Here is a 14,413-nt window from a genome sequence, read left to right as displayed (position 1 = left end):
TCTAGTCTCCTCAGGCCTTGATATCGGTGACCTTGACCTGGGTGTACCGCTGGCGGTGACCCTGGCGCTTCTTGTAACCGGTCTTGTTCTTGTACTTCATGATCCGGATCTTCGGACCCTTGGACTCGCCAACCACCTCGGCCGTGACGGACACGTTGCCGAGGGACTTGGCATCAGAGGTGATCTTGTCGCCGTCGACCAGCAGCAGCGGCTGCAGGGTGACGGTACCGCCGACCTCTTCGGACACCAGATCGATGTCCAGGACGTCGCCGACAGCAACCTTGTGCTGCCGACCACCGTTGCGCACGATCGCGTACACGACTGACCTACCTTCTTGGTTCTTTGATAGAAAGTTCTGGGTGCCCATCCCGACGATTGCCAGGGGGCAAAGCACCGATGGACCACTGTACGTCCTCGGCCCCACCTGGTCAAACTGACCCGTTGATCAGGTAGTCACCACGACGGGCACGATCATCGGGCGACGCCGCAGCCGGCGCGAGACCCACTGCCCCACCGCCCGCCTCGTGACCTGCTGCAGGCGCTGCGTGTCGTTGACGCCGTCGCGCATGGCCTCCTGCAGCGCCTCCTCAACGCGGCCACGGGCCTCGTCGAACGCGCTGAGATCCTCGGCCAGTCCACGGAACTGGATCTCCGGGCCGGAGACGATCGTGCGGTTGTGCAGGTCGACCACCGTGATCACGGAGACGAAGCCCTCCTCGCCCAGGATGCGGCGGTCCATGATCGATTCGGAGATGTCACCCACCGTCGAGCCGTCGACGAAGATGTAGCTGGCGTCCACGGAGCCCACGTGCTTGGCCTTGCCGTTCTTCAGGTCGACGACATCGCCGTCGCCGATCACCAGCACGTTGTCCTTCGGGACCCCGGTGGACTCGGCCAGCGCGCCGTTGGCGACGAGGTGGCGCACCTCGCCGTGCACGGGCATGACGTTCTTCGGCCGCAGGATGTTGTAGCAGTAGAGCAACTCGCCCGCCGAGGCGTGGCCGGAGACGTGCACCAACGCGTTGCCCTTGTGCACCACGGTGGCGCCGAGCTTCACCAGGCCGTTGATGACGCGGTAGACGGAGTTCTCGTTGCCGGGGATGAGGGAGCTGGCCAGCAGCACGGTGTCGCCCGGGCCCACCTCGACGACGGGGTGGTCGCGGTTGGCGATGCGGCTCAGCGCGGCGAGGGGCTCACCCTGTGACCCGGTGGAGACGATGACCACCTTGTCGTCGGGGTACCTGTCGATCTCCTTCATCTCGATGAGCGTCCCGGCCGGCACCTTCAGGTACCCCAGGTCACGGGCCGTCGACATGTTGCGCACCATGGAGCGGCCCACGTAGACCACCTTGCGGTCGTGCTTGACCGCCATGTCCATGATCTGCTGGATGCGGTGCACGTGCGAGGCGAAGCTGGCCACGATCAGCTTGCCCTTCGCGCTTTCGAAGACGCGCTGGATGGCGGGCTCGAGGTCCTTCTCGTGGGTGGTGAAGCCGGGCGTCTCTGCGTTGGTGGAGTCCACCAGGAACAGATCGACGCCCTCCTCGCCCAGGCGGGCGAAGCCGCGCAGGTCGGTGATGCGGCCGTCGAGCGGCAGCTGGTCCATCTTAAAGTCGCCGGTGTGCAGGACGGTGCCACCCTTGGTGCGGATGAACACGGCCAGCGCATCGGGGATGGAGTGGTTGACGGCGAGGAACTCGAACTCGTAGTTGCCGATCTCGAGGATGTCACCCTCCTCCACCGCATCGAGTTCGAACTCGCGGATGCGGTGCTCGCGCAGCTTCGCGGCCAGGAAGGCCAGGGTCAGCCGGGATCCGTAGACGGGGATGTCGTTGCGTCGCTTGAGGAGGTAGGGCACCGCGCCGATGTGGTCCTCATGCCCGTGCGTCAGCACCAGCGCCACGATGTCGTCGAGGCGGTTGTTGAGGTAGTCGAGGCCGGGGAGGATCAGGTCCACGCCAGGGTGATCGTCCTCGGGGAAGAGCACGCCGCAGTCGACGATGGCGATCTGCCCGTCGATCTCGAAGGCCGTCATGTTCCGGCCCACATCGCGGAGCCCTCCCAGTGGGATCACGCGCAGGGTGCCCGGGGCGAGCTTGGGGGGTGTCTTCACTTCACTCATGGGAACCAACCCTAGTGGAACCCGGATGGGTGCATAAGATGGCACGCATGTCTGCCATCGACACCGTGCGCCTCGCGCTGCCCCAGGAAGCCGTCGACATCGCCCGCATCCAGAGACGAGCCTGGAGCGACGACGGTCTCCTCGCCGCCGGCGCCGCCGAGGTGAGCGCGGACGAGGCGACGCGGGCCTGGCACGAGGCGATTGTCAAGCCCCCGCTGGCCCAGCTGCGCGTGCTGGTGGCCATCGCAGAGGCGGGCGTGGCGGGCTTCATCGTCACCGGCCCGTCCGGAGACCCGGACCTCTCCTCGTCTGACGGCTACGTGGCCGAATTCATCGTGGATCCGAAGCATCGGAAGCAGGGCCACGGGTCGCGTCTCATCAACGCCGCCGTCGACACGCTGCGCAAGGACGGCTTCACCGTCGCCACGATGTGGGTGCCCTCGGCCGCCGATGACGTACGCGCCTTCCTCATCAGCTGTGGATGGGCGCCCGATGGCGCGCATCAGAAGGTGGGCCTCACCGACGACGAGTCCCAGGCCGTCAAGATGATCCGCTTCCACACCGACATCTCGCTGCCCGGGTAAACACCTGCGCCACCGGGCGGGCACCTGCCGTTCACCTTCCGGTCTCCGCTCCTTCACTTCGGACTGCTTCGCTCAGCCGTGTACCTGAAGAAGTAAGGAGCGCACATGCGCGCAGCACCAGCCATCCTGGCCCTGGCATTGATCGCAGGGCTCTCGACGGTCCCTGTCATCGCCCAGGCCGATGTACCGGCCATCGTGGTCAACGAGGTCGAGTCCAACGGTGACGCCACCGACTGGATCGAGTTCATGAACGTGGGCACCGAGCCCGTGGATCTCTCCGGCTACATCGTCAAGGACGACAACGACAGCCGCACCCTCGCCGTCCCGGCCGGCAGCATCGTCGAGCCCGGTGGCTTCTACGCCATCGACACCGACGACGAATCGCTGGCCGACGGCTTCGGGCTGGGCAAGGGCGATTCGGCCCGCTTGTTCCTGCCTGACGGCACCACCCTGGTCGACGGGTACACCTGGCCCAACAACCACGCGGCCGTCACCTATGGTCGCTGCCCCGATGGCACCGGCGAGTTCGTCGACACCGTGACCTCCACCAAGGGCGCGGCCAACGATTGCCCCGTGGCAGCAGGCCGCATCGTGATCAACGAGGTCGAGTCCCAGGGTGGCTCCCCGGACGACTGGGTGGAGCTCAAGAACATCGGCGACGCGCCGATCGACCTGTCTGGCTACGTGCTCACCGACAACTCGCCCGAGGACCCGACCCATCGCCTCGTGATAGCCGAGAACACCATCGTGGCGCCGGGAGACCGGCTCGTGATCGACGTGGGTGGAGACGTCTTCGGCCTGGGTGGCGCCGATTCGGTGCACCTCTTCGCCGCCGATGGCACCACCTTGGTGGACACCGTCTCGTGGACGGCGCACTCGGCCACCTCGATCGGGCGCTGCCCCGATGGCACCGGTGAGTTCCGCGACACCTCCCAGCCCACCAAGGGCGCCCAGAACCTCTGCCCCGCGGCCGAGGTCGCGCCCGTGGTGATCAACGAGACCAACTCCAACACCGGCACCGATTTCATCGAGATCATGAACACCGGCTCGGAGGCTGCAGACATCTCCGGCTACATCCTGAAAGACAACGACGACACCCGCACCGATGCGATCCCCGAGGGCACCGTGATCGAGCCGGGTGACTTCTACGTGGCCTACACCGATGCCGGGCTCAGCTTCGGCCTCGGCAAGGACGACATGGCTCGCCTGTACCTACCCGACGGCATCACCCTGGTCGACTCGCACGCCTGGAGCGATCACATCGTGCCGAGCTCCGGACGGTGCCCAGACGGCACGGGGGTGTTCCTCACCACCGGCAGCACCACGCCCGGCGCCGCGAACGACTGCGAGCCGGCCGCTGACCACACCCCATGGCCCGGCTCGCCCGAGACGGCCGTGCAGGACACCGAGATCATGTTCATCCAAGATTCCTCCGGCCTCGATTTCGCCATGGAGGGCGACCGGGGCGTGCTCTGGGCCGTCGACAACGGCACGGGCACCTTCTGGAAGCTCGACGCTGCCCCTGACGGCTCGGTGGCCTTCGCCGAGGGCTGGGAATCCGGCAAGCGTGCCCGTTTCGCCAAGGATGCCGATGATCCCGCCGCGGCCGGCCCGGATGCCGAGGGCATCACCATGGCCGGCGACGGGTACCTCTACATCGCCTCGGAGCGCGACAACGCCGACAAGGGCGTGAACTTCAACAGCATCCTGAAGGTGGACCCCACCGCCGCCGGGCCCGATGTGGTGGCCACGCAGGAGTGGGACCTCACCGCCTCGCTCCCCCAGGTGTCGGCCAACACCGGCATCGAGGCCGTCGAGTGGGTCTCCGACGCCGAGCTGGCAGGTGCCCTCTGGGACGCCACCACGGGTGCACCCTACGATCCGGCGACACACCCCGGGCACGGTGACGGTCTCTTCTTCGTGGCCGTGGAAGACAACGGGGGCGTCTACGCCTACGCGCTGCACGCCGATGGCAGCAGCACGCAAGTGGCGTCACTGGATCCCCAACTGGGCGGCGTCATGGCCCTCGACTGGGACGCCGAGCTCGGTCTGCTGTGGGCGCTCTGCGACGACGGCTGCTCCGGCACCGGGGCACAGATCACCCTCGACGGCACGCAGGCAGCTGCCGTCGCGCACCTTGCCCGCCCGGAGGGCCTGCCCAACACCAACAACGAGGGCTTCGCCACCTCCACGCTGTGTGTGGATGGCCAGCGCCCCGTCTGGTGGTTCACCGACGGCGTGCAGCCCGGGGCGCTCCGCTCGGGCTTCCTCCCCTGCAACGAGCAGGTCGAACCGACCCCGGAGCCGAGCGAGGAGCCCACTGTGGCACCGACCAGCCCGGCGCCCACGGTGGCCCCCACCACGCCGGTGCCTGCATCGCCCGTTGACGATGGCGACGATGCCGATGAGCCGGACGACCCCGGCACCACGGCTCCGGCTCACCCTCGTCCCTCCCGGCCCGGTCTGCCGAGCACGGGCTGCTGATCCGACACTGAACGACGCAGCGGGGCGGGTCCAATGTGAACCCGCCCCGCTGCGTCGTTCAGCGGGTCAGAACCCCAGCACCTCTTCCATCTCGAGAGTGAGGCCGGGGTTGTCCAGCACGTGCCGGATGGCCTCGATCACACCGGGCATGAAAGAGACGCGGTCGAACGAGTCGTGGCGGATGGTGAGGGTCTCCCCCGTCTGGCCGAACAGCACCTCCTGGTGCGCCACCAGACCCTGGAGCCGCACGCCGTGCACGTGGATGCCGTCGACCACTGCACCCCTGGCCCCGTCGTCGTGGACGGTGGCATCGGGCACCTGGCCCAGGTCGGCCTCGGCGCGGGCCGCGGCGATGCGTCGCGCCGTCGTCGCCGAGGTGCCCGACGGGGCGTCGGCCTTGTTGGGATGGTGCAGCTCGACAATCTCGGTCGAGGGGTAGAACGGGGCCGCCATCGCGGCGAACTTCATCATCAGCACCGCGCCGATGGAGAAGTTGGAGGCGATCAGCACACCGACTCCGGGGTGCTGCGCCACGAGGTCGCGCACCTCTGCGAGCCGTTCGTCGGTGAAGCCCGTGGTGCCGATCACCATGTGGATGTCGTGCTCGAGGCACCACCGGATGTTGTCCATGACCGCATCGGGGTGCGTGAAGTCGACGACCACCTGCGCGGGGCCGATCTTCTCGCGGGGCTCATTGATGTCGACGCCGCCGACGGTGGTCATGTCATCCTCGCGGTTGACCGCGCGGACCACCTCGCTGCCCATCTTGCCGCTGACGCCGAAGATGCCCACCTGGATCTTGTGCATGCTGACCTCTCGCTTGTCTGTCCACCCATCCAACCAGAAAACAAGGGGCGGGCCCGGAAACCGGACCCGCCCCTTCAGCTCAACTGAGTTCGATCAGTCGTCGTCGCCATCCTCGGCGGCGTCCTCGGACTCCTCGATGACGGGGGCCAGCGAGAGCTTGCCGCGGTCGTCGATCTCGGCGATCTCCACCTGGAGCTTCTGCCCCACGGAGAGCACGTCCTCGACGTCCTCGACGCGCTTGCCACCGGCCAGCGCGCGCAGCTTCGAGATGTGCAGCAGGCCGTCCTTGCCGGGCAGCAGCGACACGAACGCGCCGAACGAGGTGAGCTTCACGACGGTGCCGAGGTAACGCTCGCCCTTCTCCGGCATGGTGGGGTTGGCGATCGCGTTGATCTGCGCGACGGCGGCCTCAGCGGCCTCGCCGGTCTCCGCACCCACGTACACCGTGCCGTCATCCTCGATGGCGATGTTGGCGCCCGTATCCTCCTGGATCTGGTTGATGATCTTGCCCTTGGGGCCGATGACCTCACCGATCTTGTCCACCGGGACGCGCAGCGAGATGATCCGCGGCGCGTAAGGGCTCATCTCATCGGGCTCGGCGATGGCCTCGCCCATCACGTCGAGGAGGGTGTGGCGGGCGTCGCGGGCCTGCAGCAGCGCCTTCTGGAGCTCGCTGGCGGGGATGCCGTCGAGCTTGGTGTCCAGCTGGAGCGCGGTCAGGAAGTCACGCGTGCCGGCGACCTTGAAGTCCATGTCGCCCAGCGCGTCCTCGGCGCCCAGGATGTCGGTCAGCGCGACGTACTTGGTCTCGCCGTCGACGTCCTCGCTCATCAGGCCCATCGCGATGCCCGCGACGGAGGCCTTCAGCGGCACACCGGCGTTGAGCAGCGACAGGGTGGAGGCGCACACCGAACCCATCGACGTGGAGCCGTTGGAGCCGAGCGCCTCGGAGACCTGACGGATGGCGTAGGGGAACTCCGAGCGCGTGGGCAGCACCGGCAGCAGCGCACGCTCAGCGAGCGCGCCGTGGCCGACCTCGCGACGCTTCGGCGAACCGACGCGACCCGTCTCGCCGGTGGAGTACGGCGGGAAGTTGTAGTTGTGCATGTAGCGCTTGGTGTTCTCGGGCGCCAGCGTGTCGATCTTCTGCTCCATGTCGAGCATGTTCAGCGTGGAGACGCCCAGGATCTGGGTCTCGCCGCGCTGGAAGAGCGCCGAGCCGTGGACGCGCGGGATGACCTCGACCTCGGCCGACAGCGTGCGGATGTCGCTGGTGCCACGGCCGTCGATGCGGACGCCCTCGGTGAGGGTGCGGTGCCGCACGATCTTCTTGGTGAGCGCCTTGAGCGCGCCGGAAACCTCGTTGAGCCGGTCCTCGAAGCGCTCGGCCAGCTGGTCCTGGACATCCTGGCGGATGCCGTGGGTGGCCTCGTCGCGCTCCTGCTTGCCGGCGATCGTCATGGCCTCGGCCACGCGGTCCTTAGCGAGCTCCTCGACGGCGGCGTAGACGTCGTCCTCGTAGTCGCGGAACACCGGGAAGTCGTAGGTCTCCTTCGGCATCTTGGCGGCCAACTCGGACTGCGCGTCGCACAGCGCCTTGATGAACGGCTTGGCGGCCTCCAGGCCCTGGCCGACGACCTCTTCGTTCGGGGCGGTCTTGCCGGAGCGCACGAGCTCCCAGGTGGCCTCGGTGCCGCCGGCCTCGACCATCATGATGGCCACGTCACCGTCGGCGAGCACGCGGCCCGCGACAACCATCTGGAAGGCGGACTTGGCCACCTGGTCGACGGTGGGGAAAGCCACCCACTGGTCCTCGATGAGTGCCACGCGGACGCCGCCGATGGGGCCGGAGAACGGCAGACCGGCGATCTGGGTGGACATGGACGCCGCGTTGATGGCCAGCGCGTCGTACATGACCTCAGGGTTGAGGGCCAGCACGGTCACGACCACCTGTACCTCGTTGCGCAGCCCCTTGACGAAGGCGGGGCGCAGCGGGCGGTCGATCAGGCGGCACGCCAGGATGGCGCCCTCGCCCGGACGGCCTTCGCGACGGAAGAACGAGCCGGGGATGCGACCCGCGGCGTACATGCGCTCCTCGACGTCGACGGTCAGGGGGAAGAAGTCGATGGCGTCGCGCGGGGTCTTCTGCGCGGTGGTCGCCGAGAGCAACATGGTGTCGTCGTTGAGATAGACGGCGGCCGATCCGTCGGCCTGCTGGGCCAGTTGTCCGGCCTCGAAGCGAATGGTGTGCTTGCCGTACGAACCGTTGTCGAGAACGGCCTCGGCACATTGCATGCCTTGTCCTTCCACGGACAGGCTCCTTTCAGTTGTGGTTGCGCCACCCGGCATAGCGGGGCGATGCGCCCTGCGCGCCTGCCGGTCTTCGATCGAGGCTCGCGGGGGCCTCTCCGGCACCCGAAAGCCACTACCGAGGACCAGACTGACACCTGGCTGGGCGGCAACAAACGTGTGTAGACATGAAGTTGTCACTACACAGCTTAGCCGCCACGACCCGTTAAGCCGATTCGCGTGTGACGCCGGTGGGTCGCCTGAAACAATGAGGCATGTCCACCACGTTGCCATCACCTGTTGTCGAAGCCGCCATCAGCACCGCGCGACGCTGGGCCGAAGAGGCCCGCCGCCACCCGGAGCCCCGCGCCGCCACCCTTCTGGGTGACGCGCTGAAGGATCCGGGCGGCCTGCGCTTCACCCTCGATTTCGTCGACGGGGTGCTGAGGCCCGAAGACCGCTCCGTCGCCGCGCGACACCTCGCCGAGCTGGCGCAGCGGCCCGCGAACTTCCTCCCCACCCCGCTGCGGTTGGGCATGAGCGCGGTGGGGCCGTTGGCCCGCCCGTCACTGGGTGTGGTCCGCCGCGCCTTCACCGCCATCGTCGGCGACCTCGTCGTCGACTTCGGTCGGTCGCTCGGCCCGGCGCTCGCCCGGCTGCGCCGGGGCGGTGCCGATCTCAACGTGAACCTGCTCGGCGAGGCAGTCCTCGGCGAGGGGCACGCCACCAGCCGCCTGCGCCGCACGATGGAACTGGTGCGGCGCCCTGACGTCGACTATGTCTCCATCAAGGTCTCCTCCGTGCTCGGTCCGCATGCGCCGTTCGCGCACGAGGCCACCGTCGACGAGGCGGTCGAACGGCTGCGTCCGCTGTTCAAGGTGGCGCTCGAGCAGGACACGTTCGTCAACCTCGACATGGAGGAGTACCGGGATCTGCACCTGACGCTCGACGTGTTCCGCGCGCTGCTCTCCGAGCCGGAGTTGCGGGGAGTGCGTGCGGGTGTGGCGGTCCAGACCTACCTGCAGGAGTCGCACCTGCTCCTGGCCGAGCTGGACGCGCTCGCCGAGGAGCACGTCGCTGCCGGGGGCCATCCCATCAAGGTGCGTCTCGTCAAGGGTGCCAACCTGGCCATGGAACGCGTCAACGCCGAGTTGCGGGGGTGGGAGAACCCGGTGTGGCCCACGAAGGAGGCCACCGACGCCAGCTACCTGCGGGCTCTGGATTTCTGCCTTCGCCCCGAGCGGGCCCACCGTCTGCACACCGGCGCCGCGAGCCACAACATCTACACGCTCGCCGCCGCGTGGGAACTGGCGCGCCACCGCGATGTGACCCATGCGCTGGACATCGAGATGCTCTCCGGCATGGCGGTTCCGCTGCAACGGGTGCTGCTGGACGAGATCGGCAGGCTGCGCCTCTACGTCCCGGTGGTGCCGCGGGCCGAGTACGACGCGGCCATCGCCTATCTGGTGCGCCGCCTGGAGGAGAACGCCGCACCGGAGAACTTCATGTCCGGCGCCGTCGGTCTCGGGCACGACCCGGATTTCCTCGACCTCGAGGAGCAGCGCTTCCGCGACTCGTTGGAGCATCTCACCGATGCCGTTGCGCAGGTGTGGGCCAGGCAGCAACACACCTCCCCCGCTCCCGGCTTCGCCAACGCGCAGGACACCAACCCTGCACTCCTGTCCAACCAGGAGTGGGCCGCCGCCATCCAACAGCGGCTGCCCGAGCCGTCGCTCGGCGTCGAACTGGTTGAACAGCACCGTCTCAAGGATGAGGCCGCCGTGGAGGAGGTCATCGACCGCGGGCTCAGTGCCGGCGCTCGATGGGCGGCTCTGCCCGCCTCGGAGCGCGCTGCCGCCCTGCACCGGTTGGCCGACGTGCTCGAGGAGATGCGCGCGGACCTCATCACCGTGGCCGGGGACGAAGTGGGCAAGCTCATCGACCAGGCCGATATCGAGGTCTCCGAGGCCGTCGACTTCGCCCGCTACTACGCCAACCGTGCACTCGATGAGGTCCCTGGTGCCGAGGCCGTGCCGCCGCGCCTGACGACGGTGACCCCGCCGTGGAACTTCCCCATCGCCATCCCGCTGGGCGGCGTCGCCGCCGCGCTCGCGGCCGGTTCTCCGGTGATCCTCAAGCCCGCGCGTGCCTCGCGCCGCACCGGCGCGCTGCTGGCGCAGGCCTGCTGGCGCGCCGGCATCCCCGAGGACCTGCTGCAACTGGTGGCCGTCGACGATGGCTCGCTCAGTCAACGCCTGGTCACCGACCCGCGGGTGGAACTTGTGATCCTCACCGGTGCGGCGGAGACGGCGGAGATGTTCCGCTCCTGGCGGCCCTCCCTGCCGCTGTTGGCTGAAACGTCGGGCAAGAACGCGCTGATCATCACGCCGTCGGCTGATATCGACCTGGCGGTCGCAGATCTGGTGACCTCCGCCTTCGGGCACGCGGGGCAGAAGTGCTCGGCGGCCTCGCTCGCCATCCTGGTGGGTTCGATCGCAACCTCTCAACGATTCCGCTCGCAACTGATGGACGCCGTTCGGTCCCTGCGAGTGGCGTGGCCCACAGATCCTCTGGCACAGGTGGGGCCGCTCACCGAGCCGCCCGGCGAGAAGCTGCTCCGGGGCCTGACGAGGCTGGAGCCCGGGCAGACCTGGCTCTTGGAGCCGCGCCGGATCGACGAGCGGCTGTGGCAGCCGGGCATCCGCGACGGCGTGCAGCCGGGCAGCGAGTACCACCAGGTGGAGTACTTCGGCCCCATCCTGGGACTCATGGCGGCTCCCACCCTGGAGGAGGCCATCGAGTGGCAGAACGGCACCCAGTTCGGCCTCACCGCGGGCATCCACTCCCTCGATGACGACGAGGTGCGGATCTGGCTCGACAAGATCGAGGCCGGCAACGTCTACGTCAACAGGGGCATCACCGGCGCCATCGTTCGGCGGCAGCCGTTCGGCGGTTGGAAGCGCTCCGCGGTGGGTGCCGGCGCCAAGGCCGGCGGCCCCAACTACGTCTCCGTCATCCGCGACTGGCGAGCCACCCAGCGGCCGCCTCTGCCCACCGCCGAGGACGCGGCCGAATTCCTCACCGGCCACGACCCGTCCGGGCTCACCGTGGAACGCAACCTGTTCCGGTACCGCCCGGCTCCGATCACGGTCCGGGTGGAGGAGGCAGGCCGCGACGACGTGCGCCATGAGGCGATGGCCGCTCTCCTGGTCGGCGCCTCGCCGACGTTCTCGTTCCGCACCGCCCCGGACCGGGCGCTGCGAGAGGCGCTCGAGGACGCCGGCTGCACCGTCGAGGTGACCGCCGATGCAGCGTTCGACGGCGCCATCCGCGGCCGCGTCAGGTACCTGGGCGGGCGCGACCTCCTCGCCGCGGTCGGCGGGTCCATCGACGTGACGGTGTACGCGGGGCCGGTGCTGCCCGGCCGGCTGGCATTCCTGCCCTACGTGCGGGAACAGGCCCTGTCGGTGACCATGCACCGCTTCGGGCATCCCATCAGCACCGATTACGGGCTCGGCTGAGCCCGTGAACACCGAACGGGGAGGCCGCCGGTTCAGGCAGCCTCCCCGTTCGGGAGTGGTGGGTTGTGATCAGCGACGCAGGCCGAGGCGCGCGATGAGCGCACGGTAGTGCTCGATGTCCTGCTTGGCCACGTAGTTGAGCAGACGGCGGCGCTGGCCGACCATCAGCATCAGGCCACGACGGCTGTGGTGGTCACCCTTGTGCTCCTTGAGGTGCTCGGTCAGGTGAGCGATCCGCTTGGTGAGCAGGGCGATCTGAACATCGGGCGAACCGGTGTCGCCAGGCTTGGTCGCGTACTCTTCGATGATCTGCTTCTTGGTTTCAGCGTCCATGTGGGACTCCTTCGGTTCGCTGCACGGCGCCCCAGCTGCGGGTGCTGTCGGGGCTCTTACAAGGCCGTGGCCGATCTACGGCAACCGCGCTACCTTAGCACGCGCTAGGGTGGTGCCACACATCCGCTGTCCGAGCAAGGAGGCCGCCATGGCAGTCACTGTGCGCCGCGTCGAGGAACCTGACCTGGAATACCTGCGCGCCAACCAGTTCCGGCCCGATCTGAACCTCGTCGACGACCACTTCGCCGCCCAGGAGGCCGGCAGCCTCCTGTTCGCGGTGGCCCTCGAGGACGGCACGCCCCTCGGCACCGCCGTGCTGGATCTCGCGTCCCAGGACTTCTCCCCCGAACTGCGCAACATGTGGGTCTACCCGCAGGCCCGCCGCAAGGGCGCCGGCCGGGCACTGACCGAATGGGTCGAGGATCAGGCCCGCAAGCTCGGCCATGAGGCCGTCTACCTGGCTGTGGATCCCAACAACGAGAAGGCCGTGCCGCTGTACGTCTCGTTGGAGTACCACCCCACCGGGGAGCACCTCTTCGTCGAGGATCCCGAGGTGCCCCAGGTCGAGGACGAGGAAGCTGCAAGCACGCACTACGCCGTGTACAAGAAGTCGCTGACCGCCCGCTGAGCTCATGGTCACTCTCTGAGCGATTTCTGACCGAAGCCTGAGCGAACGCCATTGCAAGCATGCACTAGCCTGGCTAAGTTGTTCAGGACGACGCGATGTGATCGATCCGTTTGTCCATTTCTGGGTGATCAAGGTGAGGAAGGGCTGGTCGATATGGCGCGCCCCCGAGTTCATGACGAGGCATTGGCCGAGAGGCTTCTGGACGAGGCCACCACAATCGTGGGGCGGGAGGGTCCCGACGCGTTGAGTCTGCGTCGCATCACACAGGCTGCCGGCACGTCGACATCGGCGATCTACTCTCTGTACGGCTCCCGCGATGCTCTCCTCGATGCCGTTTATCAGCGCGCCATCGCCAGCTTTGCCGGCGCCACCACCGTGGCGGAAACCGACGACCCCGTCACGGATCTACGCGACATGGGCCTGGCCTACCGCACGTGGGCCCTGGACAACCCTCAGATGTACCCGGTGATGTTCGGCCAGCGGCACACCTCCCCGGAGGAGGTGCTGGAGCGCACCCGTTCCACCGTAGAGCCTCTCCTGCTGACCGTGCAGCGCTGCATCGACGCCGGCAAGCTGGAGGGCAACCCCCGCGCGATCGTCACCCAGCTGTGGGCCTCCGTCCACGGCTACGTGTCGCTGGAACTCGACGGGTTGTTGGAGCATTCGCTCCTCAGCGAGGGCACGCCCGGCGAGGGCCCGGATTACAGGACGCTGCTGCGCGGCGCGCTCTCACCCTGGCGCGTCTGACCCAGCGCGCGGCGCGTGGCCGCCACGTCGTCGCCCATCTGGGCGATGAGCGCGTCGATCCCGTCGAAGCGCACCTGGCCACGCAACCGCGCCACGAAATCCACGGCGATCTCTGCGCCGTACAACTCCAGGTCAGTGCGGTCCAGCACGTAGCTCTCCACGCGATGGTCAGCGCCGTCGAACGTGGGGTTGGTGCCCACCGAGATCGCAGCCGGCATGGGCTCAGTTCCCGGCTCGTCGAGGTTGGTCAGCCACCCGGCGTACACGCCGTCGGCCGGCACGATCATGTCGCGCGGCACGGTGAGGTTGGCGGTGGGGAAGCCCAGTTCGCGGCCCCGCTGGTCTCCTACCACCACGACGCCCCGGAACCGGAAGGGTCTGCCCAGGTGCTGGGCCGCGGTGGCCACATCCCCCTCGCCGAGCAGCTGCCGGATGCCGGTGGAGCAGGAGATCTCGTCGTCGATGGCTGACAACGGCAGAGGGCGAACCTCGAACCGGCCCTCCCCCAGCGCTGCCAGCGTGTCGACGTCGCCCGACGCGCCACGCCCGAAGCGGAAGTTCTCCCCCACGACGATCCGCACGGGATGCAGGGGCGCGAGGAAGCGTTCCACGAATTCGGCCGGCGACAGGTTGGCCACCTCGTCGCCGAAGCGGATCACGCGCACCTCGTGCGCGCCCGCCTGCTTGAGCAGGTCGATGCGCGAGCGGAGGTCGCTGAGGAGCTTCGGGGCGCTGCCCGGGCGCAGCACGGTCACCGGGTGGGGCCAGAACGTCACCACCACGAGCGGGTGATCCACGTCGCGGACGGCCTCGGCCAGCACACGTTGGTGTCCGGTGTGTACGCCATCGAAGTTGCCGATCACGACCACTGTCTCAGTCATGGGAGTCTCCACAGTGG

General features: G+C 68.1%; 11 protein-coding genes. 5 read left to right on the top strand and 6 right to left on the bottom strand.

What is annotated here, in order from left to right; all coding sequences use genetic code 11:
- Window positions 1-10 precede the first annotated feature (10 nt).
- Window positions 11-319, bottom strand: coding sequence for a 50S ribosomal protein L21 (gene rplU / locus BN1186_RS11135; RefSeq protein ID WP_040284165.1), 309 nt, complete (start codon window positions 317-319; stop codon window positions 11-13).
- Window positions 320-445: 126 nt separating this feature from the next.
- Window positions 446-2,122, bottom strand: coding sequence for a ribonuclease J (locus BN1186_RS11130; protein ID WP_040284164.1), 1,677 nt, complete (start codon window positions 2,120-2,122; stop codon window positions 446-448).
- Between the two features lie 47 nt (window positions 2,123-2,169).
- Here BN1186_RS11130 and BN1186_RS11125 point away from each other — a divergent pair, with 47 nt between their 5' ends.
- Window positions 2,170-2,706, top strand: coding sequence for a GNAT family N-acetyltransferase (locus tag BN1186_RS11125; protein ID WP_082031350.1), 537 nt, complete (start codon window positions 2,170-2,172; stop codon window positions 2,704-2,706).
- A gap of 105 nt (window positions 2,707-2,811) precedes the next feature.
- A complete protein-coding gene (locus tag BN1186_RS11120) occupies window positions 2,812-5,190 on the top strand; it encodes a lamin tail domain-containing protein (RefSeq protein ID WP_052460084.1) in 2,379 nt (792 codons plus the stop codon).
- Between the two features lie 66 nt (window positions 5,191-5,256).
- Here BN1186_RS11120 and dapB read toward each other — a convergent pair whose 3' ends face one another.
- Together dapB and BN1186_RS11110 are read right to left on the bottom strand one after the other, a co-directional pair.
- Window positions 5,257-5,997: a 4-hydroxy-tetrahydrodipicolinate reductase gene (dapB, locus tag BN1186_RS11115; protein ID WP_040284162.1), complete on the bottom strand. Its 741-nt coding sequence runs from the start codon at window positions 5,995-5,997 to the stop codon at window positions 5,257-5,259.
- A 93-nt stretch (window positions 5,998-6,090) separates the two neighbouring features.
- Window positions 6,091-8,307 carry a polyribonucleotide nucleotidyltransferase gene (locus BN1186_RS11110; RefSeq protein ID WP_040284161.1) on the bottom strand — a complete coding sequence of 739 codons (2,217 nt, stop codon included), beginning with the start codon at window positions 8,305-8,307 and terminating at the stop codon, window positions 6,091-6,093.
- A gap of 254 nt (window positions 8,308-8,561) precedes the next feature.
- Between BN1186_RS11110 and BN1186_RS11105 the strand changes: the two genes are divergently transcribed.
- On the top strand, window positions 8,562-11,807 hold the full coding sequence (locus tag BN1186_RS11105) for a bifunctional proline dehydrogenase/L-glutamate gamma-semialdehyde dehydrogenase (RefSeq protein ID WP_040284160.1): 3,246 nt from the start codon (window positions 8,562-8,564) through the stop codon (window positions 11,805-11,807).
- A 69-nt stretch (window positions 11,808-11,876) separates the two neighbouring features.
- Here BN1186_RS11105 and rpsO read toward each other — a convergent pair whose 3' ends face one another.
- Window positions 11,877-12,140, bottom strand: a complete 264-nt coding sequence (gene rpsO, locus BN1186_RS11100; RefSeq protein ID WP_040284159.1) for a 30S ribosomal protein S15 — start codon at window positions 12,138-12,140, stop codon at window positions 11,877-11,879.
- Window positions 12,141-12,288: 148 nt separating this feature from the next.
- Here rpsO and BN1186_RS11095 point away from each other — a divergent pair, with 148 nt between their 5' ends.
- Window positions 12,289-12,768: a GNAT family N-acetyltransferase gene (locus BN1186_RS11095; RefSeq protein WP_052460083.1), complete on the top strand. Its 480-nt coding sequence runs from the start codon at window positions 12,289-12,291 to the stop codon at window positions 12,766-12,768.
- 153 nt (window positions 12,769-12,921) lie between these two features.
- Window positions 12,922-13,515 (top strand): TetR/AcrR family transcriptional regulator, encoded by a 594-nt coding sequence (locus tag BN1186_RS11090; protein WP_052460082.1) that lies wholly within the window; start codon window positions 12,922-12,924, stop codon window positions 13,513-13,515.
- On the opposite strand, the gene BN1186_RS11085 is transcribed toward BN1186_RS11090, so the two are convergent.
- On the bottom strand, window positions 13,470-14,396 hold the full coding sequence (locus tag BN1186_RS11085; protein ID WP_040284158.1) for a bifunctional riboflavin kinase/FAD synthetase: 927 nt from the start codon (window positions 14,394-14,396) through the stop codon (window positions 13,470-13,472). The two genes, BN1186_RS11090 and BN1186_RS11085, sit on opposite strands and share 46 nt — an antisense overlap.
- Between the last annotated feature and the right edge of the window lie 17 nt (window positions 14,397-14,413).

The sequence above is a fragment of the Tessaracoccus massiliensis genome (genome assembly GCF_000826065.2).
GTDB lineage: Bacteria > Actinomycetota > Actinomycetes > Propionibacteriales > Propionibacteriaceae > Arachnia > Arachnia massiliensis_A.
The sequence above is the reverse complement of the archived record's forward strand: the minus strand, read 5'-3'. Positions and strand labels throughout refer to the sequence as shown.

Excerpts from the sequence above, each read along its gene's own strand:
- rpsO (WP_040284159.1), bottom strand. The coding sequence starts at position 12,140 with ATGGACGCTGAAACCAAGAAGCAGATCATCGAAGAGTACGCGACCAAG.
- BN1186_RS11085 (WP_040284158.1), bottom strand. The coding sequence starts at position 14,396 with ATGACTGAGACAGTGGTCGTGATCGGCAACTTCGATGGCGTACACACC.
- dapB (WP_040284162.1), bottom strand. The coding sequence starts at position 5,997 with ATGCACAAGATCCAGGTGGGCATCTTCGGCGTCAGCGGCAAGATGGGC.
- BN1186_RS11125 (WP_082031350.1), top strand. The coding sequence starts at position 2,170 with ATGTCTGCCATCGACACCGTGCGCCTCGCGCTGCCCCAGGAAGCCGTC.
- BN1186_RS11120 (WP_052460084.1), top strand. The coding sequence starts at position 2,812 with ATGCGCGCAGCACCAGCCATCCTGGCCCTGGCATTGATCGCAGGGCTC.
- BN1186_RS11130 (WP_040284164.1), bottom strand. The coding sequence starts at position 2,122 with ATGAGTGAAGTGAAGACACCCCCCAAGCTCGCCCCGGGCACCCTGCGC.
- BN1186_RS11090 (WP_052460082.1), top strand. The coding sequence starts at position 12,922 with ATGGCGCGCCCCCGAGTTCATGACGAGGCATTGGCCGAGAGGCTTCTG.
- BN1186_RS11095 (WP_052460083.1), top strand. The coding sequence starts at position 12,289 with ATGGCAGTCACTGTGCGCCGCGTCGAGGAACCTGACCTGGAATACCTG.
- BN1186_RS11105 (WP_040284160.1), top strand. The coding sequence starts at position 8,562 with ATGTCCACCACGTTGCCATCACCTGTTGTCGAAGCCGCCATCAGCACC.